The sequence below is a fragment of the Paenibacillus sp. NPDC058898 genome, from assembly GCF_049316025.1.
Lineage (GTDB): Bacteria > Bacillota > Bacilli > Paenibacillales > Paenibacillaceae > Paenibacillus_AQ.
On the sequence record NZ_JBMOSM010000003.1, the window covers coordinates 231765 to 257633 of the forward strand.

Sequence of the window (25869 nt, forward strand, 5' to 3'; positions counted from 1 at the left end):
TCTTTCGTATTCTTCTTTTGAACTTTTCCATGACAAAAATCCCCTTAAGTAAACTGTAGCGCTCTTCTTCAGCACTGTCTACGCAAAGGGGATTATATTCTAGAAAACCTGTAAAGCCCTCAAGTGGCTCTTTATCCATTCGTAATTATTACGATTAATTTTAATCAAAAAAATATAACCTTACAGTGATAGCTCTTCGATGGCCATCCATGGCAGCGGATTGTTAAACGTCGACCAATCCAGCTGCATTTCCTGCTCGGTCAACAGACAATCGTCCAGCTCCTGCTCGATTAGTGACTGTTCCATCCCAATCCCGATCATCACGAGCTCGGTCATCCGATCCCCCCAGACGGCATCCCATTTTCGCTGCACATCCGGCTCACTCTGAATCAGCTCCTGCTGTTCCTGCTCGGTTAAAGCAGCCACCCAATATCCAGCTGGCCCGAACTGAATCGAAGGACCCGCTTGACTTAGACTTGCCGCAACATCCTCAAGCACTGCCAGCCAAGCGATCCCTTTCGCGCGTACGACCTCTTCCGGCCAATAACTCATGAATGCGGCCAGCCGCTCCGGATGAAACGGTCTTCTTCTCCGATAAACAAAAGAGCTGATGCCGTATTCATCCGTTTCTGGCACATGCTCTTCCTTCTGAAGCTCCTGAATCCAGCCGGGGGCCTGACTGGCTTTCTCAAAGTCGAATAAACCGGTATTCAGAATTTCCGCAGGTGCGACTTGTCCTTTAACGGTACGTATGATTTTGGCGCTTGGCTGAAGCTTATGAAGTATGCCTTCCACCTTGGCCAATTCGTCATCGCTTACCAGATCACATTTGTTCAACAGCAGCACATCACACGTCTCAACCTGGTCGATCAACAGATCCACGACTTCCCGTGTATCCTCTTCGCCAAGCGCTTCCTTCCGATCGAGCAGGCTTTGGCCCGAAGAGAAGTCTTTCCAGAATCGGTTCGCGTCTACAACCGTCACCATGCAATCCAGCCGGGCTAGGTCGGACAGCTGTACACCGGATACCTCATCTGGATAAACAAAGGTCTGCGCAACAGGCACGGGCTCGCTAATCCCCGTCGATTCAATCAGGATATAGTCAAAACGGTTTTCTTGTGCCAGCTTCTGAACTTCCTGCACCAAATCTTCCCGGAGGGTGCAGCAGATGCAGCCATTGGACATTTCGACCAGCTTCTCATCCGTTCGGGACAGGCTCCCTTCCCCTCGAACCAAATCCGCGTCAATATTCACTTCGCTCATGTCGTTCACAATGACCGCAACCTTCAATCCATCACGATTATGAAGCACATGATTCAACACGGTCGTTTTGCCTGATCCGAGGTAACCGCTGAGTACGGTAACTGGAATCTTATTGTTGTTATTCATCTACTGAACTTCCTCCATTCCTTAATCGTAATAATTACGATTTATACGGTATGATATTATATCTCCTTCAGCGAATTGTCAATCCTTCCGTGCAGAAAATGATCCGGCCAGCAAAATAAACCTCCGGCACTTAGGTACCGGAGGTTTATTTCCTCACCATTTAACTTATCTTGGTAGCCCATTTTCTTATGGTCAAGTGTCACTAATCGTTTGTATACATAATATGAATTATCTCAAGACGAAAAGGAGAAATTCGATGAATCAACAAAACTATAACCTTCAAGAAACTCAACAAAGAGAACCTCAGCCTTATCATCATCATCATGGTCACGGTCATGAGCATCACCCCCATTTTCATCCATATAGTTCTCCATCAGGCCATCATATGATCCATCATCATCACCATCACCACTATCACCATCACTATCAAATGAGGAGAGAAGAAGAGTAGTATTAAAAATTAATAACGAAAAACGCAAGGCGAGAAGATCTACGCCACGGTTGCATGTCGCGTTCATGCAGCCGTGCGTGTCATTCTCGCCTTTTCTATGCTTACATAGCATTACGGTAAAACTATCATGTGATGCTCAACATACGGTTAAACTACTCTCGAATTGTGCTCACTTTATTGTCAAATTACGTTCAGTTACTAACCCTTTGAGGAAAGGCAAGATTCATTTCCGAATATTCCTTTACAAGAATATTCTCATCATGGTATATTGTAACCAATCGTTGGTTAATATTCACAAATAAGGAGGGCAAGATATGAGCCAAGAAGTAATTTCGTTCATCGAAAACCTTAGTCTGCCTTGGCAAGTAGACGTCAGTAACAAGCTTCGACACATGGTCCAAGAAGCAATTCCGGAAGTAGAAGAACGAATTCAGTACAAAAAGCCACATTTTCTAAAGAACGGACAATATGCAGCTGTGATTTCACCATCAAAAGATGCAATCGCCTTTATGATCATGAACACAACAAATCTAGAAGTCCCCAAAAATTTCGATGGTCCACCCGAACGAAAATGGCTTAAAATTCGAGAAGATGATACCCCATGCTATGAGCTGCTAGCAGAACTTTTAGTTCAAGCATCGAGTTCGTTGTAATAACAAGATCGGGGGTAAGGTCATATGAAACAGACAACTTTGAACGCACTAGCCGAACCTAACCGATTGCAGATAGTCGAACTATTACGAGACGGTCCCTTAACTGTCAGTCAGGTTGCTGATCGCCTTAAAATCCGGCAGCCGCAGACTTCCAAACATTTAAAGATATTGCATGAAGCAGGATTGGTAGAAGTTCAGGCAGAGGCTAATCGACGGATATATAGACTACGACCTGAACCGCTACAAGAGATGGACGAATGGTTGGAATCGTTCCGCGGTATTTGGGAACAGCGCTTAGATCAACTTGAGGATTATTTAGACAAATTACAAAAGAAAGGGTAGCAGCCGCAACCTTTCATATTAGGAGGAATTCAAATGACCGAGCAAAGCAAAAGTGGCTTACTTCTAACCCGTGTTTTCAATGCCCCTCGAGAACTGGTTTTTAAAGTTTGGACGGATCCAGAACACTTCGGTAAATGGTGGGGTCCTCAAGGGTTTTCATTAGATGTTATTAGAATGGATGTACGTCCAGGTGGTATGTTCTTAGGTTGTCAGAAGTCGCCAGATGGTACCCAAGCCATGTGGGGTAAATTTGTATATCAAGAAGTCATAGTTCCTGAAAAACTGGTATTCATCCAATCATTCTCTGATGAAGAAGGTAACACTATACGTGCACCTTTTAACGCAAGCTGGCCGCTTGAAATTATTAATATTATCACACTTGAAGAAGCCGATGGAAAAACAACGCTAACAATGCAGGGTGGCCCTGTCAACGCAACTGCAGAAGAACAAGCAGCATTTGATGAAATGGCTCCAATGGTGAAACAAGGATTTGGCGGTACTTTTGATCAACTCGCTGAATATCTTAAAAGCCAGCAATAATTACATTGACCAAGGAAGCGCGAAAACAGCGGCGGCGAACCTATTTGTTCGCCGCTTTTTAATTCTTCAGAACTCAGCGTCATCTTGCTGGAAAAACCCCTTAAGTTTAAGGGGTTTTTCCATACTATCAGCGCCTTAATTATTTTACAACGAATCGTGCTGTCACCAGATCCTGCCGAAAAAATAACAAGTTTCCTTGTAAAAGTAACCCGGGCAAATGTATGAATCCGCTGATTACAGCACGATGCATTTGTGACGACCGCGTTTCCCATGCATTCGTATACATTTTCGTGAAATTACAGCTTCTGGGCAACTGCTTGTTCCGTTGCCTGTTCATCGTCTTTATCCTCAGGCTTCTCACCGTCTTTCCAGATGACCTGTTCGCCGTAATCTTTTCCCCAATCGTACATCAATTTCAAGATCGGCATAAGACTCTCCCCGTAGGGCGTGAGCGAATATTCGACCCGAGGCGGAACCTCGGGGTAAACTACACGATGGACCAGTTGATCTTCCTCCAATTCGCGGAGCTGATTGGTCAGCATTTTTTGCGTGATATGAGGAATCATTCGATTTAGCTCACCGAAGCGTTTAACGCCCTCTAAACCAAGATGCCATAGGATGATCAGCTTCCATTTGCCGCCGATAACCGCCAGGGTTAACTCTTTATGGCAGTTTATTTCCTTCAGATTGATTCGCTGTTTGACTTCACTTGCCATAATGCATCACCCCTTCTTCCCTACAGTATACAACGGTCGCGGTTATATCAACAAAGTGGAAAATATCACATGACAGCACCCTACTCCAAATTGGCGTGCAGGCCAAACATTTGGTCCGAATGGAGCTCACTCTTCTCCATCAATCTCAGGATGACCGCATCCAGCACGATCAGCATCGTCTGTTCAAATAAAGAGGCCATCGGTTGAACAGTGACGAGTGTATCTTGATTCTGATCCTTGGTGCTTCCGGGGAGCTGAACGATCGCATCGGAAAGCTCTCCGATACGCGATTCGGGCTTCACCGTTACGACTGCTATGGCTGATCCGATATCCTTGGCTTTTCGGGCCATAGACACCAAGCTTTGCGTTTCGCCTGAACCTGAACCGATAACAAGCAAGTCACGAGCTCCGATCGCCGGCGTTACCGTTTCACCGACGATATGAACCTTATATCCCATCTGCATTAACCTCATGGCAAAAGCCCGGATCATCAGACCGGATCTGCCGCCCCCTGCCAAGAAGATGGCGTCGGATTGCGCGATCCGTTCAATCAATCCCTCGACCTGGGCTGCATCGACCTGCTGTACGGATTCCGATATCTCCTTGGCAATGACTGCTGCATGTTGAAATATGTTATTGCTCATTGTGACTTAAGCCTGCTTCACAAGTTGGTTCATTTGAGCTGCTGCGGCCTTCTTGTCGGTTTGGCTCGTAATTCCGCCGCCGACGATCACGAGATCGGGATTCGCTTGGATCACCTCAGAGAGCGTCTCCATTTTGATGCCCCCCGCAACGGCGGTCTTCGCATTTTTAACGACACGTTTGATCGCCGCCAATTCCTCGAATGAGTTTTTACCTTCCGCCTGGTGGTCATAGCCGGAATGAACGCAAATGTAATCCACGCCAAAAGCGTCAATCTCCCGTGCTCTTCCTTCAATGTCCTTTACGTTGATCATATCCACCATGACCTGCTTGCCTTGCTTGAAGGCCTCTGCCACCGCGCCTTTGATCGTGGAATCGTCGGATACGCCCAGCACCGTAATAATATCCGCACCGGCTTCGGATGCCTTCATCACTTCATAACCGCCGGCATCCATAATTTTAAGGTCGGCCAGCACACGCAAATGCGGGAACTCCTCTTTAATCGCTTTGACGGCGTGAAGCCCTTCATTAATGACAACGGGCGTTCCGATCTCCACGATATCGATAAACTCGGCTACTTCAGCCACCACTTGTTTTGCTTCTGGAATATTCACCAAATCCAATGCTAATTGAAGTTCCATATTGTTAATCTCTCCTTATGAATGTATTGTTTAATGACTACACGATCATTGTAGAGCGACAGTTTACTTTACGGAAGTACGTACTTATAAGTGAGATACTTACGTGGAAGTAAGTAATATGGAGGGACAAAGGGTTAGTTGCTTCATTTTTTCTGTTATGCATGCTGTCTCAATGCGGCTGGTAAAAAACAATTAAGCCTGTTTGTTCACTTTCGACTGACATCCGGCTGTGGTTTAATATAATTGTCAGGCCGGACAAAATGATCGGAAAGGAGGCTGAACGAATTGATTCAGAATATGGAGGTGGCATCCGCATAAGCGGGTGTCACGTATAGGGGAGCCCCATATAGGGCTCCCCTTCATTTGCAATCCTATAAAATTGGAGGAAACGCGATGTCACAATTACGTCAACCAGCCATTATCATCGTCACTGGTGTCATGGCCTCTGGTAAGTCGACGGTAGCCCAGCTGCTAGCGGAGAAGTTTGAACGCGGGGTCCATTTGCGAGGGGACTCGTTTCGGAAAATGATAGTCAGGGGCAGAGAAGAAATGCTTCCGGATGCTTCGCTAGAGGCGGAGAGGCAGCTCGCATTACGGTATCAGCTATCCGCCTCCGCTGCCAGAACCTATGCTGAAGCCGGTTTTCATGTCGTTCTGCAGGACGTCATTCTCGGCCCGGCGCTGCACCAAATAACCGAAATGCTAAACGGCCTTCCTGTTTTCATCGTTGTGTTAAACCCATCCGAGAATGCCGTTAGCGCACGAGAGCAGATACGTGACAAAAAAGGCTACGGTATATGGACCATCCATGAGTTGAACCGGCGGTTAACCGACGAAACGCCAAGGATCGGCCTGTGGCTGGATACCTCTGATTTATCTCCTGAAGAAACGGTTGAAGAGATTTGGAAGCGGATGTGGGACGAGGGGCAGATCCGTTAAAATAAACCCGGTATCATTCATGACAAGGCTTCCTGGTAAAAAACAATTAAGCCTGTTTATTCACTTCATTCCCGGCGCCAGCCATGGTTTAATATAGATGTCCGGCTGGACCAAATGATCGGAAGGGAGGCTGAACGAATTGATTCAGAATATGGAGGTGGCGTCTGCGTAAGCGGATGTCACGTTTAGGGGAGCCCCATAAAGGGCTCCCCTTCATTTCATCTTACTCGTAAATCACGGCTTTGATCTCGTCGCTGTCGATATTATGTTTGTCGTACCAGTAGAATCCCGTATCGATCTGCGGTTCAACCTTCTCCCCTTTGATGGCTGCCACAGCGGCTTTTACCGTCTCGTATCCGATGCCGACCGGATTTTGCGTGATGGCTCCCGCCATTGTCCCGTTCTTGATTGCGTCAATCTGTGCTTTTCCGGAATCGAATCCGACCACGATGATCTGACCTTCCTTTTTCATCTCCGTTACTGCGTTAATGACGCCAACCGCAGAACCTTCATTCGCCCCGAATATCCCTTTCAAATCCGGATGCGCCTGCATCATCGCCTTGGCCAGATCCGTCGATTTCAGGTGATCCCCGCCTCCATACTGGATGTCAACGATTTCGATATTCGGGTACTTCTCTTCGATCTGCTTCTTAAAGCCGTCGCGGCGGCTAACCCCCGTTACGCTGGTCTGGTCATGGACCACCATCGCGATTTTGCCTTCATTTCCGATGAGCTCCGCCATTTTGTCTGCCGCAAGCGCGGATGCAGCCATATTGTCCGTCGATGCCGTCGTGACCGGAATGTCGCTTTCCACCCCCGAATCGAAGGCGATGACAGGGATGTTGTTTTCCTGGGCTTTTTTCAGATAAGGTATGGAGGCCTGGCTATCCAATGCGGCAAAGCCGATCGCGCTTGGTTTCTTGTCGAGTGCTGCCTGCAGCATTTCGATCTGCTTGTCCACCTGAGATTCCGTCTCCGGTCCTTCAAAGGTAATCTTTACGCCAAGCTCTTCCCCTGCCTGCTCGGCACCGGCTTTTACCGCCTGCCAGAATTGGTGCTGAAAGCCTTTGGAAATGATCGGGATATAGATTTCTCCTTCGGCTGCAGAACCGGCTCCTGAACCGGATCCGCCCTCGCTTGGACTGTCGGTTCCAGCAGCGTTCTTGCCGGATGAACCGCAGGCCGCCAGCATACTTGCAGTTAGCATGAGAATCAGAGCCAATACGGAAAGCTTTTTCATAATCGCAATCTCCCCTTGTTTATCAAAATAGTACATCTATAGAACTTCCATCCAAGGAAGCTTCTAACCCGTTAACATTCGGCTAACTTAGCGTGGAGCGCTGCACTAACCAAGGGCTTACGCTTTGCGTCTGCGCAAAATATCCGCATACACCGCGAGTATGATAACGAACCCTACGACAACGGTTTGCCACTCCTGCGGCACGGACAAAATGCGTAATCCATTCGTCAGCACGCTCATGATCAAAGCGCCGATCACCGTACCGATGATGGTCCCCTTCCCTCCGCTGAGCGAAGTTCCCCCGATCACGACCGCCGCAATGGCTTCCAGCTCATACCCGGCACCCAGGGCCGGATTGGCCGAATTCAGCCTCGATGCCATCATGACACCGGCCAAGCCGGTAAAGGCGCCGGTTAGGGTGTAAATGACGATTTTCCAGAAGCCCACATGGACGCCGGACAATCGGGTCGCCTCTTCGTTGCTGCCCAATGCAAAGTTATACCGGCCGATAATGGTCTTCGATAAGATGAGGTAACCCACAACAGCCGCAATGAAGAAAATAACGACCGCATTCGGAATATCAAGGCCCGGTATCAACCAGCCCAGCACACTGCCTTGGGACACCTCGGCAAAGCTTTCCGCGTCGTTGAAATAGACCGGCTTGGCTCCGGAGATAATCAGGGCCAGTCCTTTGGCGATCATCATCATCGCCAGCGTTGCGATAAAAGGCGGGATCTTCATCTTCGCCACCGCCGTTCCGGACAGAAGCCCGCACAGGGCGCCCGTCAAGATGCCGACAAGGATGCCGACAGGAACCGGTAATCCCCAGAAGGTGATGCATACGCCGGTCATAACACCGCTCAGCGTCATGACCGTCCCGACGGACAGATCAATGCCGCCGGTAATGATGACAAAGGTGGATCCCAAGGCCAGCACGCCAATTACCGCGGTCGAGAGAAGGATGCCCACGATATTGGAGAATTGAAAGAAATTGCTGGATGAGAACGTAAAGAATAGAATGAGAACGACCAGGCTGGCTAGGGCCAGCACTTGCTGAAGCGCGCCCGATTTGATTTGAATGTTCATCTGCTTATTCCTCCTAACGTGTATGGATAACGGCTTACATTCTCGCTGTAGCCAGATGCATAATGCTTTCTTGGGTCGCCTCTTCATGTTCCAGCTCGCCTGTAATCCGGCCTTCACACATCACGAGAATCCGATGACTCATTCGAAGGATTTCAGGCAGCTCCGACGAGATCATGATGATCGATTTGCCCTGTGCCGTAAGATCGTTCAGCAAACGGTAGATTTCGCTCTTGGCCCCTACATCGATCCCGCGCGTCGGTTCGTCGAAGATCAGAATGTCGCAATCGCGGGTCAGCCATTTGCCGATGACGACTTTCTGCTGATTGCCGCCAGAGAGGTACTTTACTTCCTGGTCCACATGTGGTGTTTTGACCTTCAATCGTTCAACCATATCCTCCGCCTGTTTGCGAATCCTGGCCGTATTCATCCAGCCGCCGGGACGCAGGAAGCTGCCGTATGACGCGATAGCCACATTGCTCTTCACATCCAGATCGACAACGCATCCAAAGCGTTTGCGATCCTCGGATAAATAACCGATCCCTTGGCGCACCGCATCGTGGGGGCCCTTGATCGTTATCTTGCGGCCATGAACGTGGATCTCGCCGGATTGAATGCGGTCGGCACCAAAGATCGCCCGGGCAAGCTCGGTCCGCCCCGCGCCAACCAGCCCTGCAATGCCCAGGATTTCTCCCTTTTTCAGAGTGAAGTTAATGTCCTTCAAAATTCGGCCTTGATTCAGTCCTTTAACCTCCATTACCGTCTCACGTTCACCTGCGCTCTTCTCCGGTTTCGAGGTCTCGTAGATCTGACGGCCAACCATTTTGGAAATAATGTCCTGTGTGGTGACTTCGTCCGTTGAAACCGTATCGATGTACTGCCCGTCACGCATAACCGTAATGCGATCCGTAATTCGCTTGATCTCATCCATCCGATGGGAAATGTAAACGATTCCAACTCCGCCTTCGCGAAGCTGGCGAATGATGCGGAACAAATCCTCAATCTCGGTTTCGCTTAAAGCCGCAGTAGGCTCATCCATGACCAGCACGTCGGCGCTATAAGACAATGCCTTGGCAATCTCCACCATCTGCTGCTTGGCAACCGTTAATTCCGAAACCTTGATGGATGGGTCCATGTCCAGTCCCATCCGCTCGAACAGTTCCTTCACTTGTCGGTTTAGCGCATGCTCATCCAGAAACAATCGGAGCTTTCGTCGCGGCTCCCGCCCGATGAATATATTCTGAGCAACTGTCAGATCGGGCGCCAAGTTCAATTCCTGATGGATCATGCTGATCCCCGCGTCTTGTGCCGCTTTCGGATTCGTTAACTCCACGGGCTGCCCCTTGTACGTGATCGTTCCTGCATCCTTCTGGTATACGCCGGTCAAGATTTTCATCATGGTTGATTTGCCAGCACCGTTCTCACCCATAAGCGCATGAACCTCACCGCGCAGCAGTTCAAATCGGCAGTTATTTAATGCAAGCACGCCCGGAAATCCCTTCGTGATTCCTTCCATCTGTATCAATACTTCGCTCAAAACCCCTCACCTCTCAAGCTGGCACCTTTTATGAATCATTGTACAAAGCGTTCCCCTTGCGGAGGAATGGAATATTCTCTGATCGATGTTGAATAATCTATGATCTGTGAACAGGACCCCTTAAAGGAAGAAGCTACTCTTCCACAAAGGGAAAGAGCAGCTTCTGGTTCTCCTCGGTATACATATTGTCTTTGTTGATGACTACGGAATCGGTGTACACGTTGCGTGACACCTTGTCTCCTTCGATGATGGATACGGCTGTTTTGATGCCTAAATAGCCGATGTTGAAGGGTTTCTGAACGATCGTGGCTTGCAGGACCCCCTCTTCGAGCAGCTTGACTTCCTTCACCGAGCTGTCGAATCCGACTAGCTTGACCTTGCCCCCCAGCCCCAGTTCTCGAATCGCTCTGCCTGCCCCCACCGTAGAAGGCTCATTCAGTCCCACGATTCCATTCAGGTCAGGCCTCTCCAGCAGCAGCTTCTTCGTGATTTCATAGGCTCTCTCCTCCTTGCCTTCGCTATAGTAAGTGCCCACAATTTCCGTGCCGCTGCGCGACTCCAAAATACTTCGGACCCCTTGTTCCCTCTCGATCTGCGTCGAGGTCCCCTGTACGAAACTGACGATAGCAACCTTGGCATCTGCCGGGAGTAATGAAGAGAGCTCTTTGCCTGCCTTCTGTCCAGCATTCACATTGTCGGTCGCGATCAAGCTCTGCGCATAATCACCATTAACGGCGGAATCAATCATAATTAGCGGGATGTCAGCCTTACGAATGGACTCTGCTACGGGAACAAGGCGGTTATAATCTCCGGCGGCCATGACAATCGCATCCGGCTTCCGTTTGATGGCTTCCTCCAGCAATTGGATCTGCAAGTCCACTTCGATTTCCTGGGTGGGTCCTACCACCGAGACATCCACACCGAATTCACGAGAAGCCGTGTTCACCCCTTCAATCAGTACCCGCCAGAATTCAATTTCATCCAGTGCTTTAACACCCACGATGATCTTCTTGGCACCAGGCTCTGCCTTGGACCATTGAAAGGCGACATAACCCAGGATTAGCACCGAAATCAGCAGCAGTAAAATATATCGCAGTCTCATGTACGACTTCATGGCACATCCCCCTCCAAGCTCCGCCATTCCTCCGGATGAACAGCTGGAATGAGCACCTTTACGCATGTCCCCGATCCGGGCTTGCTCGTATAGCTAAGGCCATATTCCGCTCCAAAATATAACTGAATCCGCTGGTGGACGTTCGCAATCCCAACGCTGTTTCTCGATGGGTTGCCTTCTTTGGACGTTAGCAGAGTCTCAACCTTGGACTGATCCATGCCGATGCCGTCATCCCTGACTTGAAACTCGATCCGGTTATGTTGAAACTTCCCTGTAATCGTGACCGTTCCCGGACCTTCCTTGTTCTTGATGCCATGATAAATGGCATTCTCCACCAGCGGCTGCAGCAGCACCTTCAATGTCAGATACGGGTAAAGCTCGCGATCGATATCCAGGGCAAAACGGATTTTGTCCTGGTATCGCATTTGTTGTATTTTTAAATAATTCGTTATATGTTCCACCTCGGTAGCAATCGGTATCATCTCCCTCCCTTTGCTGAGCGAAGCTCGAAACAACCTTGCTAAAGCCGATGTCATCAGAATCACCTCATCATGCTTCTTGCTCTCGGCCATCCATATGATGGAATCCAGCGTATTATAGAGAAAATGGGGATTGATTTGGGCTTGCAGGGCATTCAGCTCGCTTTTCCTCTTAATTTCCTGCTCTACCACAATCTGATCCATCAATTCCTTAACCTTCAGCACCATCACGTTGAAGCTGCGGGCCAGGCCGGAGATTTCCCTGGAATGCCCCACGGGAACCCGGATATCGAAATTCCCCTTCTCCACTTCCATCATTTTCTCTTGGAGTTTCTTGATGGGACGCGTCAGGTTCCGGGAGATGACAACGGAGAACAGCACGCCCACGCCAAGACATAACAACCCCGCTATGGCAAAAGAAAGCTGCATTTGCTTCTTATTGTCCACCAGCTCATTCTCATAAAAAACGCCAACGATTTTCCAGCCGAAATCCGTATCCTTGATGCTGTATATCCGGCTTGCCCCGCCCTCCTTCACGACAAATCCCCCTTGCTTGTCCGAAATGACCTGCTCTAATCTCTCCGTCTTCAAATTGCTGTAGAGCAGCTGCTGCTGCGGGTGATACACAATCCGGCCTTGACGGTCAATCACAAACACGTAACCCCGGTTCCCCAGATCCAGCTTGCTGAGCATATCGTTAATCACCTTGAAGTTGAGATCGATCAACAGAATGCCCAGCCCATTCGAAGGATTCACGCCGCTGAGCTCGCGGCTCAGTGATACGACCCAGCGGTACTCTCCCTTGATGACCGGCTGTACATGGGACGAGGAGATCACTGTCTGTCCCTTGTTTTCCTTCGCCTGCCGATACCAGGGCTGCTCCGATAACGCAATATAGGGATTCAGTTCGGCGTCCGCCCGATCAGAGATAAAGGTGTCGCCGGCTCCAAAAATATTAATCGACGCAATATCTTTGCGCGAAACCCGAATCGAGTGGAAATATTCCGATATCTTCGCTTTCAATATAGCCAGTTCCGCAGGCTGCAGTTCATCGGCCGAGGCCAGATATTCTCTGACGTTCGGATTGTTCATCGCTGCGAGCGAGATGTCCTTCATGCCCGTAATGTAGGTTTGGATATTTGCATTCACTTGATTGATCAGCTCGGAGGTATAACTCTCCGCCGTTTCGCGAACAGCCGATTCGGACAGCCGATAGGAGATGAAGATCAGCAGCAGCGCCGTAAACAGCACTAACATCACGAAGGAGCTGGCAATGCGGGACTGAATCGTTTTGATTCGCTGCGGTGCCTTCATGACCTTACCTCGTCTGACGCCATTTTATTTCGGTACTCGGTCGGGGTATCTCCGGTATGTTTCTTAAACAGCACGCTAAAATATTGTGGATCCTGATAACCGGTCTTTGCCGCAATTTCATAGGTTTTCATCGAGGAATGCTTCAGCAGTTCCTTTGCTTTTTCCATACGGACTTCCGTTACGTATTCAACGAAGGTTCTCCCGGTATGCGTTTTGAACAGAGCGCTGAAGTAACTCGTGCTCATGAAGATCCGGCTGCACACGGTCTTAATCGATAACTCCGGATCCTCGTAATGTCGCTGGATGAAATCGACCGCCTCCAGCATCTGGGAGCGAGTCAAGTCCTTTCTCGTCTTGGCAACGTCCTTTAGCGCCTGCTCGCACACCTCGTTTAACCAATGCTCAATCTCATCCAAGGACCGAAAAGAATGTAGATCGGATAGCAGACTTTTCTCTTTGCCGATCAACTCGTTCTCATTGCAGCCGATTTCCATCAAAGTTTGAAGAACCGCAAGCATCACTCGTACGATCCGCACATAACAGAGCTCGATCGAAATTGAAGCGCTTCCAAGTTCGCTGATCAACCGCCGGATGCACGTCTTTACTTCGGAGTCCGTACCGGCCCGGATCGCGGAGATTAGCGCTGACTCGGTTTCGATCCCATCCAGGAGAGGAGCGTCCCCCCGCTTTTCAAGATCCGTGATATGGACCACCTGATCATGGCCGATCAGGAGCCGGTATTCCAATGCAGCCTCCGAAGCCCTGCAGGAATAACGGATGTCCTGAAGTTCACGGCAAATCGTTCCGATGCCCAGCGTGACCGTGAATTTCATGAACTGTTTCGTAGATCCGCGAATTCCCTCCGCCAGCTCCTGCGCCCGAGCGTGCAGCTCCTCCTCGCCGAAGCCCGACAGAATGGCCATAACCTTGTTCTCCTTGTACCGAAAAACGGCTGCACCGGGCTCACCCGCCAATAATTCCTGCATGATATTGTATAAGGCAAAAGCATACAGCTCATTATCGACGTGCTCTTCATCCGAACGAAGCTCATCCCTATCCGCTGCTATTGCGATATAAAGCGGCCCCGGAAGCGGAATATCAAAGTAAATCAGCTTGCTCTCGATCTCAGATCGCTTCATCGGCGATGACGCCAGTCGTTCGAGAAATCGTTCCTTAAGCAAGACCAAGCTCTCATTCAACTGATATTTGAGCCTCTTCAAGTGCTCCGTACGTCCGTGTTCCTCATCCATCTCCAGCTTGAGTTTATCAAGCATCTCCCTTAATTCCGCCGAGGTAACCGGTTTCATAATAAAATCCGTGACCTGCAGCTTCACCGCCTGCTGGGCATATTCGAAATCGTCAAACCCGGTCAGAATGATGATCTTCGTCTTAGGAAAACGTTCCGTAATATGGCGGGACAATTCCAGGCCATCCATGTACGGCATGTTGATGTCCGTTAACACCACATCAGGTGGTTGGCGGGTGACAGCCTCCAATGCATCCCTGCCGTTCTCAGAACCTCCGATGCATTCAAAGCCATGGTCCGCCCACTGAATCTGGTTTCGAATCCCTTCCCTTACAATCGGTTCGTCGTCCACAATAAGAATCGTATACAATCAAAGCCTCCCCCGTTCATAAGCAAATCCCATTTGCTTGGTTCTATCGTGTTACGAGGTGAATATACAGGAAAAGCCCTTTGGCAAGCAACTGCCAAAGGGCTCCATGACTTCATATTTATTTGCGGGTGTTCATCCATGTAATGAAATTGTTCACCACAATATCGAGGAAACCGATGGTTGGCTCATGGATTAACTTGCCAGCCTCATCCATCTTCTCGTGTACCGCGCCGATGTATACTTCATTGTTCGGAAGCAGCGGCGAAGTAATACCGACAGAAAACAGAATATCCCGGAGATGCTCTTGAGCGCGAACCGTTCCAAGCTGTCCCATCGACGCCCCCATGATCCATGAAGGCTTCCCGTTCATGACCTTATCAACGCGCGATAACCAATCGAGCGCGTTCTTGAGCACGCCCGGTATAGAGTAATTATATTCCGGTGTGATCCACAATACCGCATCGGCGGCAGCAATCCGCTCTTTGAAATCCTTAACAACCGCAGGAGGATCCAATTCAATGTCTTGATCGTAGAACGGAAGATCACGAAGCCCCAGGATTTCAAACGTGATCCGATCCGAGTAACGCTGCTTCAAATATTCCGCGAGTTTCATATTGTACGACTCTTTTCTAATGCTTCCAACAACGATTGCTACTTTCATGATACCCTCCAGTTCTATGCCTTCTTAGTACATTCCATTCTATTGTTGACAACTAACTTTAGCCTATCACCATATTTTACCATTGTCAAAATATCGTTTATCCTACTTCATCAACGAGAGCAGCTTACACACATCGTGCTCCATATATTCTCTTTGTTCAGGCGGCGCATATTGGAGCAGAGTCAGTGCGGCATAAGGCACTTTGATGGCATGGGGATCTTCATACCGTTTACTCCAATAGGCCGAATCCGTAATCGAAGCTTCCTCTGCAGCCTCAACTCTCTGATTCGATAGCGCTTGTGGCTTTAAACGGTTGAGTTTTATTTGCAGTCGGTGATTGTTTTGACCAAGCTTAGCAAGCTGGGCATAACCGAGCCGTTCCAGCTCAATCAATGCGTGGGCGTGGGTAATGCCATGCTCAAGCTCACCTGCAAAAAAGTAGTACTTCCCTTCAACGTGTTGATCCGGCAGCACATGATCCAACTCGGATAAAGCACGAATGGCCAGATCGGCTGCATTCCGGTACGGCGGTATTTCCGAGAGTGAGATCTCCGATCGATCCAGCTTCGTATAATCATCAATTCCGTAATACCTGGCAAGCTTGTGTTCAACTGCTGCATCTTCCATCAGCTTAAGTAAACCTCGCACGATTGACGGCGTCAGTAAGTCCGGACGCTCACGCAATGCTTTCAGTCCCAAGACGGCCAGGGTTACCCCGTGTCCGGAGGTACTCAGATTCGTCAGGTTAGGCAGCAGTCCTTCAATAAATCGATTCATTAATTCAGGCTGCGCAGGTTCGGGAGGATAGGGTTCGAACCAATCTTCATGCTGACTGCGCAAGTGCAAGCAATTGGAAGCCAACCCCTGCAGTACATCTTGCGGCAGATCAAACTCCTTCTGCATGTAATAAGCCGCCAAATACGCTCCGCCAACATGTCCTTCAAACCAGCCAATCTCGCCGCCGCGGCTCAAGGCTGTAAGACCATCCTCCAAATACCGGTCACTAATGACCGAATTCACCTCCTTCCCTTCAATTGCACTTGGCAGATTCAGCCTGGCTGCAATGTCTTTAGGAAAGCTTGTGATCTTTAGTCGGATGCTGTAACCATACATTCTAAAATGCAAACCATCCTCGGTATCCGAAACCATCATCCGACGATCCAGAGTGGATCGAACCCGGTCCAGAAACCGTTCGTCGGTTACTCCATAAGTTATCTCCAGGGATGGTGCCAGCGCATACATCGAAATCGGAATCCACTTGCGCTTTGTTGATACAACAACGGCATGGGCTGTTCCTCCAATGACAAAAGCGAATTGCTCCGACTCCTTGGCGATCGTTAAACCGAGCGTCTTCTGCATCCATAATCTTGCGGCTATCGGATCCTCCACAGGTAATCCCACCTCCCGCAAATACAGGACGCCATAGGTGCCGTTCGGCGCCAGTACCCCTTCCTTCAGATCATCGTGCGCGATAAACTCAAGCAAGTTTCCATCGCCATCCTTGAAGTACACATTCACGCCGGAATCAAACCGCTCAACCACTTCACCATCAGGCCATTTCAATAAAGGCATCTGCACTGCGAGCTTCTGGATCATGGATTCAAACTGGGAATAAGGCACTTCAAACGCGATATGGGCAGGAGCTATAGATTCATACGCTTCTTCAAATGCGAGTGTGAAATCCGGTGTAGGCTGGAATACGATCTCAACCTCGCTTTCGCTTGCAATCGGGAAATGAAGCAGTCCGTTGTAAAATTGTTTCACACCCTGAATGGAGACCGTTTTTAATTTCAATCCGGCAAAATGAGTGATCATGAGGTTTCAACCTCCTCTTTACCGCTGACCTTCTTTACCAGCTCCATAAAGATGGATAGCGCCTCTTTAGCCCGATAATCCAGCACAATCGTGCCTTCTGCCGCTTCGGATTCGTAAATGGTCCGCTGAGAACCGCCAATGGAGATCCATTCCGGACTATTAATTCCGTGCAAATTGCGTATGGTAGCTTGCATTTGCTGCAGTGAACTCACACCGACCGCCCCTCCCGCCGAGCTTACCGATAACACCGGTTTACCTGAGAAATGCATCTGTCCCAAATGATCCAAGGCGTTCTTCAAAACTCCACTCATTCCTCCGTGGTACTCCGGTGTCGTCAATATAATTCCATCCGCTTCCATTAACAGACGCTGCAGCTCGCGCACGCCAGCATGGCGGTTGAATATCTCGTCTGGTGAATAGAATGGGAGCGGTGTCTCATACAAGTTAAACAGCTTCACCTCCACGAACAACGTATTCATTTGCGCTTCCAAGGCTTTAGCCAGAACGGTGCTTGTTGCTTCCTTACGATTGCTGCCAGCTATAATCACGATCTTCATGGTACTGCCTCCCTTATGGATATCGAATGTTTTGTTAAGTCCATTGTAGAGGAGGCAAGCCATGGAAATCGTCAACATTTAGAGTGATTTTACGAGCAAAAGCTCTCATGCCTTCGGCTGAGAGCTTCTACAACTATAGTCTTAGATATGATCGTTATGTACGCTAAATACAGCAATCCTTATACCATTCCATGCTTGAGCGCATAAATGGCCGCCTGTGTCCGGTCGGCAACCCCCAGCTTATCGAGCAGATGGCTGACATGGGTTTTAACCGTCTTCTCGGTGATGTAAAGCGCTTCGCTGATTTCCCTGTTGTTCATGCCCGATGCAATCAACTGCAGTACCTCCTGCTCCCGACGGGTAAGTTTATCCAACTGTGCTGCCTGTTCCTGATGGCCGGACCTGCTGGTCTCATCTGCTCCCGCCGGCGATGTAACATGCGTCATGAGCAGCCCTGCCGCATCCGGATGCAGTTCAACTTGGCCTTCATACACACGCCTGATCGCAGCCACCAGTTCCTCAGGCTCAATATCCTTAAGAAGATAGCCGCGTGCGCCTGCCCGAATGGCTGGTAAAACATGGTCATAATCGATAAACGAGGTCAGCACGATAACTTTAATGTGAGGCTGTTCTTTTTTTAACTGTGCGGTCGTATCGATTCCATTGAGGATCGGCATATTCAGATCCATTAACACGACATCGGGATTTAGATGTTTGGCCGTTTCCAGCGTCTCTTCGCCATTCGCGGCTTCGCCAACCATCTCGATATCCGGCTGCGTAGCCAGAAAAACCTGTAATCCCCGGCGTACCATGGCATGATCGTCAGCGATCAACAATCGGATCATCCGTTATCCCCCCCCTTCTCTGTTGATCTACCCCTTAAGGGCAGCGAAACCTCAATCATGGTTCCCTCTCTGTACACACTGTAAAGACGGAATTGTCCTCCGAGCGATTCGGCCCGTTCCCGCATGCTCGACAACCCAATTGAATGCCGCGTCAGCTCGTTCAATCGTTGCTTGGTAATCCCGCGGCCATGATCTTCGATTCGAAGTTCAACATCATTTTCCTGCAGGGTTAATACGACCGTTACTTCCTTCGTATCCGCATGCTTGCTTACATTGTTCAGCGCCTCTTGACCGATCCTCCACAAGGTTTCTTCCACGATCCGGGGCAGGTCCTGTATCCCGCTGATATGTGAACTTACATGAAGCTTCAAACGTTCGCCGTATTGTTTAAGGCCTGTCATAAGCCCTTCCTCAAGTCCGGGTGGGCGAAGCTGCATGATCAGTTCCCGCATTTCCTTAAGGGCGCTTTGCGATAAAAACTGTATATCATGGATGGTATCCTGCAGCATGCTTTTCTGCTCATGCGGCTCCGCGGCAAGCATCCCCCCAACCCCCTTGGACATCATGACTAACGAGAACAGGGTTTGACTTACCGAGTCGTGCAGGTCTCGGGCTAGACGATTGCGTTCATCCATTCTTGCGAGCTCCCGCCGGTTCTCCTCCAGACGGATGCGCTGAAGGGTCATGCCGATATGTTCAGCCAGTGCCTCGATCACCTCCATATCCGCCCGGTACGCATCCCCGTAATGATCGTACCCTATCAAAAGCAGTCCAAAAAAGGTGTCTCCGGCTGCCCCCAGCGGAACCGCAACCGCTCGGGTGATGGAGGATATCCATCCCTGTTCAACCAATAAATCCGCAAGCCGCTGCGCGTCTTCGGCACTGACCGGATCCGCAGAGACCTTTCCCTTGTCAGAACGGGTTCGTGCGGTTTCAGGAAGTGGAAATTGAGCATGGGGCAGCGTCGTCTGACCTTCGCTATATAGGGCACGCAGTGTCATATCGTTACCGATAGGCTCCAGTAATGCGGCGAATGGCCAGTCAAAGTAACGTCCCATTAAACTCATGACTTGCTTCGTTAATTCGGCCCGGTTAACCGCCTGGGAAGCATAAGCACCGAGAGCACTGCTATATTCCCCAAGCCGGGCAAACAAATCCGCGCGGCGCTGCTCAGCTGCGTACAGCCGCATGCGCTCAATGGCGCTGCCGATTTGGTAGGCTACCGATTCCAGCAGTGCCAGTTCCTCTTTGGTGAAATGCAGCTTCCCGGGTGCAGCCACATTCAGTACGCCGAACCTGCGGCTGCCAGATCGCAGCGGAACGGTTGCATGGTGGGTTATGCCCTCAGTAACCCCCCACTGATACCGAACGGCGTTATCCAGACGCTTGCAATTCAAAATGTTCACCGCATTTTTCAAGCGTCCGTCATCGTAACGCTCCAGGCACCAGCAGCTGCCGCATCTCATGGGTTCGTTATCATCCCGGCTCAGGGCAGGCGGCAAATTCCGGCTGGCTACGAATTCATGCGTTCCCCGATCTTCCACCAGGAACAGCCAGCCGGTCGTAAGTCCCGTTAGCTCCAGCAGTTTGGCAATAACAACGTCCAGCATGGGAGCAAGCTCATTGGACTCGTTCAACGTTTCTGCGATCGTTTTCAGCGTAATTAACTCCTGAATATGCGGATCGTGATTGGACATACACGAAAGCTCCTTCTTTTTTTGCATTCTGAAGTAACTATATTATATAATCCTGTCACACACCATCAAAATCCCCTATGAGCCCTTCGGCTTTTCACAGATCATTCACCCATGAATTTTGGTAAAAAACAATTAATATTGTTTTATCTCTTGCAAATTTCCACCTACATATGGCTTAATATAGAAGTCGGGGCCGACGAAATGAGCTGAAAGGAGGCTGATTGCAATGATTCAGATCCGTGAGGTGGTATTCGCGTAAAGCGAATATCCGTTAAATGGGAGCCCGCTGCGGGCTCCCTATATCTATTTTTAAATCCAAAAATCTAAAAACCCAAAAAAACCAATATCACGAAAGGAGGAGGGCAAGCATGATCAATGCAATTGTTTTGAAACTCAACGATAGCTTAAATATGTATACAGAAAGAGGAGGGCATCGATGGGCCATTACAAGAACGGAAGAGAAGTGCTTCCCCCCGAGCTGCTGCAGCAAATTCAACAGTATATAGATGGAGAATTACTCTACATACCGAAACAGAGCGAGCAAAGAGCCGGCTGGGGAGAGTTAAGCGGTTCCAAACAACGCATCGAAAGTCGAAATAAAGAAATGTATCGCGCTTACTGCAAAGGACGGTCCATTGAGGAATTGGAACGGACCTACTTCCTGTCTGGAGAAAGCGTGCGCAAGATCATAAGTAAACTTACCCGCGTTGGGACCTGAATCGATGAGATTTAACGGTCTGTACACGGATTAACATAGGACTGTTCCCCTGGGGCGCAGTCCTTTCCATTTTATACAAATGCTACTACATAATAGAAAATGCCCGACTGTAGGTGAATCTACAATCGGGCATTTTTTTTATATTCTAGTGATCTTCCCGCTTCTCCCCCGCGACATTCCAACGATGGCGAAATTTCTCCAATCGCGGATGAAGCTGCGGCGGCTCGGACAACAAAATCAGCCTCAGTTTCACGATCCATTCCTCGAATGAAGAAAAAGATGCAAACACATTGGCCATCTCAGGTGTCAGTATAAGAAAATGGGGACTTCCGTATTTCTCTACCAGATGACGAAGCGCAGTATCGATCGGCGTGTATTTTTTCCGTTTCGACTCGAAGGGTTCAATTACAACCGATGATCCTTCATGCTCCTCTATCCATTCCTGAAGCTGTTTCTCCCGCTTGTAATAAGGGCTAACCAGCTCCTTGAACATCCGCCTGGCCGTCTCTTCATGCAGCGGATACAGCACCAATTTTACAAATGACCGTTCTTCTAAAATGGCAGCAGCCTGCTCCAAATCCTTCTGGATCTGCTCGAAGAGATCGTAGAATATTAAGGTCCCTTTGGTTGTCGGCTTCGGGGGCTCGTAACCGTAAGGAACATACTCCAAATTACGCGGCATGATGGAACTTCACCTCTCTTTTACTCTGATGACTGGGATGAAAGCTTTGGTGGAACCCGATGCTGGGTAGCCTGCTCAAAGCCGTAAGCTAATTGGATCAGTACGGGCTCGCTATATGCCGTCCCGATGAACGTAATGCCCTGTGGTCCCTTCGTAATATAGCCTCCAGGTGCAATGACGCCATTCTCGGCATAACCGCCGGGAACGGTAACCGATGGATACCCTGCCCGGGCAGCCAAATCTGGTCCATATTCATTACCCAGAAACAGCAGGGCGTCCAGCTGATATGTCTGCAGAACATGGTCAATCCCTCTCGTTCCCGCCATTTCTTTATTCTTCTGCTTGCTCTCAAGATACTCTGCTTCGGTTAGCGTACCGCTCGTCTCCTCGGCCCAAATCAATGTCCCCTGTCCATATTTCAAGGCAGCATCGGCGTGTGCCTCATTATAAGCGATAACTTCAGCCAACGAATGAACCGGCAGAGACGCGTCTAGGTTCGCCAAATAATCATTGACATATTTCTTGAACTCATAGCGAAGGACATTGGCATCCCACTTGGTATCCTGGCAAGGCAGCTCCACCGGATCAATAATAGTGGCTCCTTGATCCCGCAGCACTTCAATGGCGGACTCTACAATATTTAGTCTATCCCGATCCAGGTGGTTATAGTAGTATCGGGGAATCCCGATTCGAGCTTTCTTCAAAAACTTTGAATCCAGAAACTTCGTGTAGTCCTCCACCCTATTTTGAGGATCTATCTGGGTCACTTCGTCCAAATCATCGGTTCCCGCGATCACGCTAAGCAGAATTGCGGCATCTTCCACCGTTCTGGTCATCGGACCGGCCGTATCCTGCGTATGGGTGATGGGTATGATACCTGACCGGCTTACCAGTCCGATCGTCGGCTTAATGCCAACCAGACTGTTCTGGCTGGAAGGGCTGATAATCGATCCGGATGTTTCCGTCCCGATGGCCGCTGCAGCCAAATTCGCCGCCACCGCAGCACCGGAGCCTGAGCTTGAACCTCCAATGAACATTTCGCCAGGGCCGTATGGATTTAACGTAAGTCCATGTCTTGATGAGTATCCAGCCCACATCGTCGATGACATGAAATTCGCCCACTCGGTCATATTGCTCTTACCCAAAATAACAGCACCCGCCTTACGCAGCTTCGCTGCAACAAAAGAGTCTTTCGTGGCAAACGAATCCGCAAGTGCGATGGAGCCGGCGCTCGTATGCAGCCGATCCCCGGTGTCGATATTGTCTTTGAGCAGGATGGGAATCCCGTGCAGCAATCCTCTTGCTCCCTGGTCTTTGCGCTCCCGATCCAACTCCTCGGCAATTTGCAGCGCTTCAGGGTTCACTTCAAGAACCGAACGGAGAATTCCATCGTATAACCCGATCCGCTCCAGATACAATTGAACTAGCTCAACTGAAGTCATCCAACCCTCTGCCATCGCCTGCTGCATATCCGAAATGGTTGCTTCCACAATCCATGTTTTTTTATCCATGATCATATATAGTCCCCCTGACTACTTATCTTTCTGACCTTACGGTAGGTGATGGGGATTAATGTTTCATATTTTAGCCTCCAGTCTGTTTATATCCTTATTTAATTCGGAATTCAGGAACAAAATTCCTCTTATTATGCGTAATCCAAGCGGTACCTGTATGTTTCCGTCTTCCTTGATCTCTGCTTACTATCTCTTTAATCGCCAACGAAACACAAAACGCGGACCAAGAATAGTTCTTGATCCGCTTCTGTCCCCATTCGAAATCTTCAACTTAAGGTACGATTCTACCGATACCATTGAGCCTGCTTGTTGAACATCTCGGCATAGTGGGCACCCTGCTCAATTAACTCCTCATGTCTTCCCTCTTCGACGATTCTCCCATCCTTGAGAACAAGAATGCGGTCCGCATGTCTGCAGCTTCCCAATCGATGGGATATGAATATGGCAGTTTTGCCATCGGTCATGGACATCAGATTCTCGAAAATGGCGGATTCCGTCAACGGGTCTACTGCTGCTGTCGGCTCGTCCAGATAAATCACTTCAAAATCCCGATAGAACGCCCGAGCGATCGCTACCTTCTGCCATTGGCCCTGAGACAGTTCACGCCCTCCCGAGAAACGCGTTCCAAGCTGAGTTGTAACACCATCCTGCAGCGAATCCGCAAGTGAGGTCATCGATGCCTTTTCCATGGCATCGTTCAATTGGTAATGCGCTTGGCGATCATCCGGATCAATCTCCCGCAGCGCTATGTTGGCCTCAAGGGTCAATTCATATCGGTAAAAATCTTGAAAGACCGCCGTTACTCTACTGCGAAAGCTCGCAGGATCATAATCCTGTATCGGGGCGCCGTCATAACGCACGACGCCATGCGTCGGTTCATACAGTCCCAGCATAACTTTAACGAGGGTGCTCTTCCCCGCACCGTTCTCGCCGACAATCGCGACCTTCTCTCCGGGCTTGATGCGAATCGTCAAATCCTCAAGAACAGGTTGTTCCTGATTCGGATATCGAAACGTTATGCCTTCCACATCGATTCCTTCCCGTAAAGGCGTGTCCATCGGCAGGGCTTGATCCGTTTGCGGAACCGGCGTATCCAGAAATTCAAACAGTTCGTGGATGAACAAGCCGTCATGATAGATTTGCCCGATGTTCTGACTGATGTTTTGTATGGAATAACGGGTGTCCTGTACCGCTTGATAGAGCGCGACATAGCTGCCGATGGTTAGTTTGACGCGGGAGGCGATCCATATGAATACAGCTAAAATACTAAAAGAAAAAATCGTGACGGCCGATTCCACGATCAGGCGATTCTTCATATTTTTCCGTTCGACGCCCAGCATTTCATACGTATTCTTGAAATAGATGCCCCGCCATTTGTTCAATAAGTAGTCTTTAGCATGAAACAGCCGGATTTCCTTGGCCGCTTCCTTCGTCTGCAGCAGCTGGTTCATATACGCCGCCATCCTGGATGAAGCGGTCTGCTGATGGATCACCACGAATCGGGAAGTGCCCTCTTTCTTCTGGATGATCAGCAGTGGTATGATCAGAAGCAGCATGACAATAGGCAATATGTAATGAAAGCTAAACAATAGAATGAGCAAACCGACCAGCGTAATGACGCTCTGTGCAATCGAGAACATGTAGAACACCATGTTAATACCGCATATATTCAGATTGCGCAGAGCCCGCTGCAGCTTGTCATAGCTTTCTGGAGATTCAAAGAATACGAACGGAAGCTTGCTTAACTTCTCAGATACCTGAAGGTTAAACCAGAAGGAGACATAAGCATTCATCTTTCGCTCGGTATACTTTTGAAGGGAAGCCAGCACAATGCCAATCAGCATAGCCATCAGTTGAAGAACCAGCCAATATAATGCGTTGATTGGAGCTTCGCCCCGGGTCAGAACGCCGGTAATGGCGTTTATGACTTGAGCTGTAACGTAAATCTGTGCTATGGGCAGAAAAGCTTGGAGTAAATATATCATCGTAGATCTAGTAAACATGCGTGGTGAGACACGGTACACCTGCTTCATAACCTCAAACATCAGGTTTGCATATTTCATGTTGTACAACCTTGAGCCTCCTTCGTCATTATGCCGATTTGTTAAGGGCTGAAGGTTTTGCCTGCGGCAGCTGCTTGATCATTTGTTCAAAATGATGCAAGTAATTGGTTACGCTTTTGTTAATCACGATCTGCTCCTCAGATAAATAGAACGCCAACGGAAACCGGTTCACCTTAAACGAATCGATCAAAGCCCGATCAGCCCAGACCACCTGCAAATCCGTTAATCCGTTGGCACTGGCCATTTCAGCAGCCTCCTCGGCATCCTGGGCGTACAGAAACAACGTAATCGGAAGTTCCGGATGCGATGTCATGAACGTTTTGATGGCTCCGTATGTTTCCTTGCATGCATTGCAATGGTTCATCGTGAACAGGAGGATTTTGGACTTATAGTCATACAGATTAAGGGGGTCCCCGTTCATGCTCACATAGGTTGTTCGGGGAATCTGCATGCCGAGCTCTAGTCCCTCCTTCGGAACGGTCGGTTCCTCATCACCGCTTACGGCTGCCTGCGGCCTCAACTTCAACTCTCGAACATGCCGGTACAGCTTCATGACGAAGAAGGCCAAACTAAATATCAAGCCATATTGAATCACGAGTACAGTTGTAATCAAATCCATAG

General features: G+C 49.2%; 25 protein-coding genes. 5 read left to right on the plus strand and 20 right to left on the minus strand.

Annotated features, from left to right (window positions below; genetic code table 11):
* Nucleotides 1–180: 180 nt before the first annotated feature.
* Together ACOZB4_RS09415 and ACOZB4_RS09420 are read right to left on the minus strand one after the other, a co-directional pair.
* Complete coding sequence (locus ACOZB4_RS09415) at nucleotides 181–1389, minus strand: GTP-binding protein (protein WP_379404297.1); 1209 nt, start codon at nucleotides 1387–1389, stop codon at nucleotides 181–183.
* Nucleotides 1390–1622: 233 nt separating this feature from the next.
* Nucleotides 1623–1907: a hypothetical protein gene (locus ACOZB4_RS09420; protein WP_379404299.1), complete on the minus strand. Its 285-nt coding sequence runs from the start codon at nucleotides 1905–1907 to the stop codon at nucleotides 1623–1625.
* Nucleotides 1908–2154: 247 nt separating this feature from the next.
* Here ACOZB4_RS09420 and ACOZB4_RS09425 point away from each other — a divergent pair, with 247 nt between their 5' ends.
* The 3 genes from ACOZB4_RS09425 to ACOZB4_RS09435 are packed head-to-tail and all read left to right on the plus strand — an operon-like array spanning nucleotide 2155 to nucleotide 3375.
* Nucleotides 2155–2493, plus strand: coding sequence for a DUF1801 domain-containing protein (locus tag ACOZB4_RS09425; RefSeq protein ID WP_379404301.1), 339 nt, complete (start codon nucleotides 2155–2157; stop codon nucleotides 2491–2493).
* A gap of 24 nt (nucleotides 2494–2517) precedes the next feature.
* A complete protein-coding gene (locus ACOZB4_RS09430) occupies nucleotides 2518–2835 on the plus strand; it encodes an ArsR/SmtB family transcription factor (RefSeq protein ID WP_215154063.1) in 318 nt (105 codons plus the stop codon).
* A 33-nt stretch (nucleotides 2836–2868) separates the two neighbouring features.
* Entirely contained in the window at nucleotides 2869–3375 is a 507-nt protein-coding gene (locus ACOZB4_RS09435; RefSeq protein WP_339290587.1) for an SRPBCC family protein, read from the plus strand.
* 296 nt (nucleotides 3376–3671) lie between these two features.
* Here the strand turns inward: ACOZB4_RS09435 and ACOZB4_RS09440 are convergent, their stop codons facing one another.
* From ACOZB4_RS09440 to hxlA, 3 genes are all read right to left on the minus strand, one after another.
* A complete protein-coding gene (locus ACOZB4_RS09440; RefSeq protein WP_339265878.1) occupies nucleotides 3672–4091 on the minus strand; it encodes a helix-turn-helix domain-containing protein in 420 nt (139 codons plus the stop codon).
* A gap of 80 nt (nucleotides 4092–4171) precedes the next feature.
* Nucleotides 4172–4735, minus strand: a complete 564-nt coding sequence (gene hxlB / locus ACOZB4_RS09445) for a 6-phospho-3-hexuloisomerase (protein ID WP_076321974.1) — start codon at nucleotides 4733–4735, stop codon at nucleotides 4172–4174.
* A 6-nt stretch (nucleotides 4736–4741) separates the two neighbouring features.
* Nucleotides 4742–5374 carry a 3-hexulose-6-phosphate synthase gene (gene hxlA / locus ACOZB4_RS09450; RefSeq protein WP_379404305.1) on the minus strand — a complete coding sequence of 211 codons (633 nt, stop codon included), beginning with the start codon at nucleotides 5372–5374 and terminating at the stop codon, nucleotides 4742–4744.
* Nucleotides 5375–5767: 393 nt separating this feature from the next.
* Between hxlA and ACOZB4_RS09455 the strand changes: the two genes are divergently transcribed.
* The gene (locus ACOZB4_RS09455; RefSeq protein ID WP_379404307.1) at nucleotides 5768–6313 is read left to right on the plus strand and encodes a phosphotransferase-like protein; all 546 of its coding nucleotides are present in this window, start codon (nucleotides 5768–5770) and stop codon (nucleotides 6311–6313) included.
* 223 nt (nucleotides 6314–6536) lie between these two features.
* Here the strand turns inward: ACOZB4_RS09455 and ACOZB4_RS09460 are convergent, their stop codons facing one another.
* From ACOZB4_RS09460 to ACOZB4_RS09510, 11 genes are all read right to left on the minus strand, one after another.
* Nucleotides 6537–7553, minus strand: a complete 1017-nt coding sequence (locus ACOZB4_RS09460) for an ABC transporter substrate-binding protein (RefSeq protein ID WP_379404309.1) — start codon at nucleotides 7551–7553, stop codon at nucleotides 6537–6539.
* Between the two features lie 117 nt (nucleotides 7554–7670).
* Nucleotides 7671–8639 carry an ABC transporter permease gene (locus ACOZB4_RS09465; RefSeq protein ID WP_379404311.1) on the minus strand — a complete coding sequence of 323 codons (969 nt, stop codon included), beginning with the start codon at nucleotides 8637–8639 and terminating at the stop codon, nucleotides 7671–7673.
* A gap of 34 nt (nucleotides 8640–8673) precedes the next feature.
* Nucleotides 8674–10173 (minus strand): sugar ABC transporter ATP-binding protein, encoded by a 1500-nt coding sequence (locus tag ACOZB4_RS09470; protein WP_379404313.1) that lies wholly within the window; start codon nucleotides 10171–10173, stop codon nucleotides 8674–8676.
* A 133-nt stretch (nucleotides 10174–10306) separates the two neighbouring features.
* Complete coding sequence (locus ACOZB4_RS09475) at nucleotides 10307–11287, minus strand: substrate-binding domain-containing protein (RefSeq protein WP_379404315.1); 981 nt, start codon at nucleotides 11285–11287, stop codon at nucleotides 10307–10309.
* Complete coding sequence (locus tag ACOZB4_RS09480) at nucleotides 11284–13080, minus strand: cache domain-containing sensor histidine kinase (RefSeq protein WP_379404317.1); 1797 nt, start codon at nucleotides 13078–13080, stop codon at nucleotides 11284–11286. Before ACOZB4_RS09480 ends, ACOZB4_RS09475 begins: the two co-directional genes overlap by 4 nt.
* Nucleotides 13077–14696 carry a response regulator gene (locus ACOZB4_RS09485; protein WP_379404319.1) on the minus strand — a complete coding sequence of 540 codons (1620 nt, stop codon included), beginning with the start codon at nucleotides 14694–14696 and terminating at the stop codon, nucleotides 13077–13079. The genes ACOZB4_RS09480 and ACOZB4_RS09485 overlap by 4 nt, the downstream gene beginning before the upstream one ends.
* Before the next feature lie 118 nt (nucleotides 14697–14814).
* Complete coding sequence (locus tag ACOZB4_RS09490; RefSeq protein WP_098746456.1) at nucleotides 14815–15357, minus strand: NADPH-dependent FMN reductase; 543 nt, start codon at nucleotides 15355–15357, stop codon at nucleotides 14815–14817.
* 102 nt (nucleotides 15358–15459) lie between these two features.
* The gene (locus ACOZB4_RS09495) at nucleotides 15460–17172 is read right to left on the minus strand and encodes a VOC family protein (protein WP_379404321.1); all 1713 of its coding nucleotides are present in this window, start codon (nucleotides 17170–17172) and stop codon (nucleotides 15460–15462) included.
* The gene (locus ACOZB4_RS09500) at nucleotides 17169–17729 is read right to left on the minus strand and encodes an NADPH-dependent FMN reductase (RefSeq protein ID WP_098746458.1); all 561 of its coding nucleotides are present in this window, start codon (nucleotides 17727–17729) and stop codon (nucleotides 17169–17171) included. The genes ACOZB4_RS09495 and ACOZB4_RS09500 overlap by 4 nt, the downstream gene beginning before the upstream one ends.
* Before the next feature lie 179 nt (nucleotides 17730–17908).
* Nucleotides 17909–18574, minus strand: a complete 666-nt coding sequence (locus tag ACOZB4_RS09505; protein ID WP_379404324.1) for a response regulator — start codon at nucleotides 18572–18574, stop codon at nucleotides 17909–17911.
* A complete protein-coding gene (locus ACOZB4_RS09510) occupies nucleotides 18571–20271 on the minus strand; it encodes a GAF domain-containing sensor histidine kinase (protein ID WP_379404326.1) in 1701 nt (566 codons plus the stop codon). The genes ACOZB4_RS09505 and ACOZB4_RS09510 overlap by 4 nt, the downstream gene beginning before the upstream one ends.
* A 436-nt stretch (nucleotides 20272–20707) precedes the next feature.
* On the opposite strand from ACOZB4_RS09510, the gene ACOZB4_RS09515 reads away from it, so the two are divergent.
* Nucleotides 20708–20989: a CD3324 family protein gene (locus ACOZB4_RS09515; RefSeq protein ID WP_006211013.1), complete on the plus strand. Its 282-nt coding sequence runs from the start codon at nucleotides 20708–20710 to the stop codon at nucleotides 20987–20989.
* A gap of 145 nt (nucleotides 20990–21134) precedes the next feature.
* On the opposite strand, the gene ACOZB4_RS09520 is transcribed toward ACOZB4_RS09515, so the two are convergent.
* The 4 genes from ACOZB4_RS09520 to ACOZB4_RS09535 form a co-directional block, all read right to left on the minus strand.
* Nucleotides 21135–21671 carry a hypothetical protein gene (locus ACOZB4_RS09520; RefSeq protein WP_379404329.1) on the minus strand — a complete coding sequence of 179 codons (537 nt, stop codon included), beginning with the start codon at nucleotides 21669–21671 and terminating at the stop codon, nucleotides 21135–21137.
* A gap of 20 nt (nucleotides 21672–21691) precedes the next feature.
* Nucleotides 21692–23188, minus strand: a complete 1497-nt coding sequence (locus tag ACOZB4_RS09525) for an amidase family protein (protein ID WP_379404331.1) — start codon at nucleotides 23186–23188, stop codon at nucleotides 21692–21694.
* Nucleotides 23189–23469: 281 nt separating this feature from the next.
* Entirely contained in the window at nucleotides 23470–25248 is a 1779-nt protein-coding gene (locus tag ACOZB4_RS09530) for an ABC transporter ATP-binding protein (protein ID WP_379404839.1), read from the minus strand.
* Nucleotides 25249–25276: 28 nt separating this feature from the next.
* Nucleotides 25277–25867, minus strand: coding sequence for a hypothetical protein (locus ACOZB4_RS09535; RefSeq protein WP_379404333.1), 591 nt, complete (start codon nucleotides 25865–25867; stop codon nucleotides 25277–25279).
* Between the last annotated feature and the right edge of the window lie 2 nt (nucleotides 25868–25869).

Excerpts from the sequence above, each read along its gene's own strand:
- ACOZB4_RS09415 (WP_379404297.1), bottom strand. The coding sequence starts at position 1,389 with ATGAATAACAACAATAAGATTCCAGTTACCGTACTCAGCGGTTACCTC.
- ACOZB4_RS09420 (WP_379404299.1), bottom strand. The coding sequence starts at position 1,907 with ATGAACGCGACATGCAACCGTGGCGTAGATCTTCTCGCCTTGCGTTTT.
- ACOZB4_RS09425 (WP_379404301.1), top strand. The coding sequence starts at position 2,155 with ATGAGCCAAGAAGTAATTTCGTTCATCGAAAACCTTAGTCTGCCTTGG.
- ACOZB4_RS09430 (WP_215154063.1), top strand. The coding sequence starts at position 2,518 with ATGAAACAGACAACTTTGAACGCACTAGCCGAACCTAACCGATTGCAG.
- ACOZB4_RS09435 (WP_339290587.1), top strand. The coding sequence starts at position 2,869 with ATGACCGAGCAAAGCAAAAGTGGCTTACTTCTAACCCGTGTTTTCAAT.
- ACOZB4_RS09440 (WP_339265878.1), bottom strand. The coding sequence starts at position 4,091 with ATGGCAAGTGAAGTCAAACAGCGAATCAATCTGAAGGAAATAAACTGC.
- hxlB (WP_076321974.1), bottom strand. The coding sequence starts at position 4,735 with ATGAGCAATAACATATTTCAACATGCAGCAGTCATTGCCAAGGAGATA.
- hxlA (WP_379404305.1), bottom strand. The coding sequence starts at position 5,374 with ATGGAACTTCAATTAGCATTGGATTTGGTGAATATTCCAGAAGCAAAA.
- ACOZB4_RS09455 (WP_379404307.1), top strand. The coding sequence starts at position 5,768 with ATGTCACAATTACGTCAACCAGCCATTATCATCGTCACTGGTGTCATG.
- ACOZB4_RS09460 (WP_379404309.1), bottom strand. The coding sequence starts at position 7,553 with ATGAAAAAGCTTTCCGTATTGGCTCTGATTCTCATGCTAACTGCAAGT.
- ACOZB4_RS09465 (WP_379404311.1), bottom strand. The coding sequence starts at position 8,639 with ATGAACATTCAAATCAAATCGGGCGCGCTTCAGCAAGTGCTGGCCCTA.
- ACOZB4_RS09475 (WP_379404315.1), bottom strand. The coding sequence starts at position 11,287 with ATGAAGTCGTACATGAGACTGCGATATATTTTACTGCTGCTGATTTCG.
- ACOZB4_RS09480 (WP_379404317.1), bottom strand. The coding sequence starts at position 13,080 with ATGAAGGCACCGCAGCGAATCAAAACGATTCAGTCCCGCATTGCCAGC.
- ACOZB4_RS09490 (WP_098746456.1), bottom strand. The coding sequence starts at position 15,357 with ATGAAAGTAGCAATCGTTGTTGGAAGCATTAGAAAAGAGTCGTACAAT.
- ACOZB4_RS09495 (WP_379404321.1), bottom strand. The coding sequence starts at position 17,172 with ATGATCACTCATTTTGCCGGATTGAAATTAAAAACGGTCTCCATTCAG.
- ACOZB4_RS09500 (WP_098746458.1), bottom strand. The coding sequence starts at position 17,729 with ATGAAGATCGTGATTATAGCTGGCAGCAATCGTAAGGAAGCAACAAGC.
- ACOZB4_RS09505 (WP_379404324.1), bottom strand. The coding sequence starts at position 18,574 with ATGATCCGATTGTTGATCGCTGACGATCATGCCATGGTACGCCGGGGA.
- ACOZB4_RS09510 (WP_379404326.1), bottom strand. The coding sequence starts at position 20,271 with ATGTCCAATCACGATCCGCATATTCAGGAGTTAATTACGCTGAAAACG.
- ACOZB4_RS09515 (WP_006211013.1), top strand. The coding sequence starts at position 20,708 with ATGGGCCATTACAAGAACGGAAGAGAAGTGCTTCCCCCCGAGCTGCTG.
- ACOZB4_RS09520 (WP_379404329.1), bottom strand. The coding sequence starts at position 21,671 with ATGCCGCGTAATTTGGAGTATGTTCCTTACGGTTACGAGCCCCCGAAG.
- ACOZB4_RS09525 (WP_379404331.1), bottom strand. The coding sequence starts at position 23,188 with ATGATCATGGATAAAAAAACATGGATTGTGGAAGCAACCATTTCGGAT.
- ACOZB4_RS09530 (WP_379404839.1), bottom strand. The coding sequence starts at position 25,248 with ATGAAATATGCAAACCTGATGTTTGAGGTTATGAAGCAGGTGTACCGT.
- ACOZB4_RS09535 (WP_379404333.1), bottom strand. The coding sequence starts at position 25,867 with ATGGATTTGATTACAACTGTACTCGTGATTCAATATGGCTTGATATTT.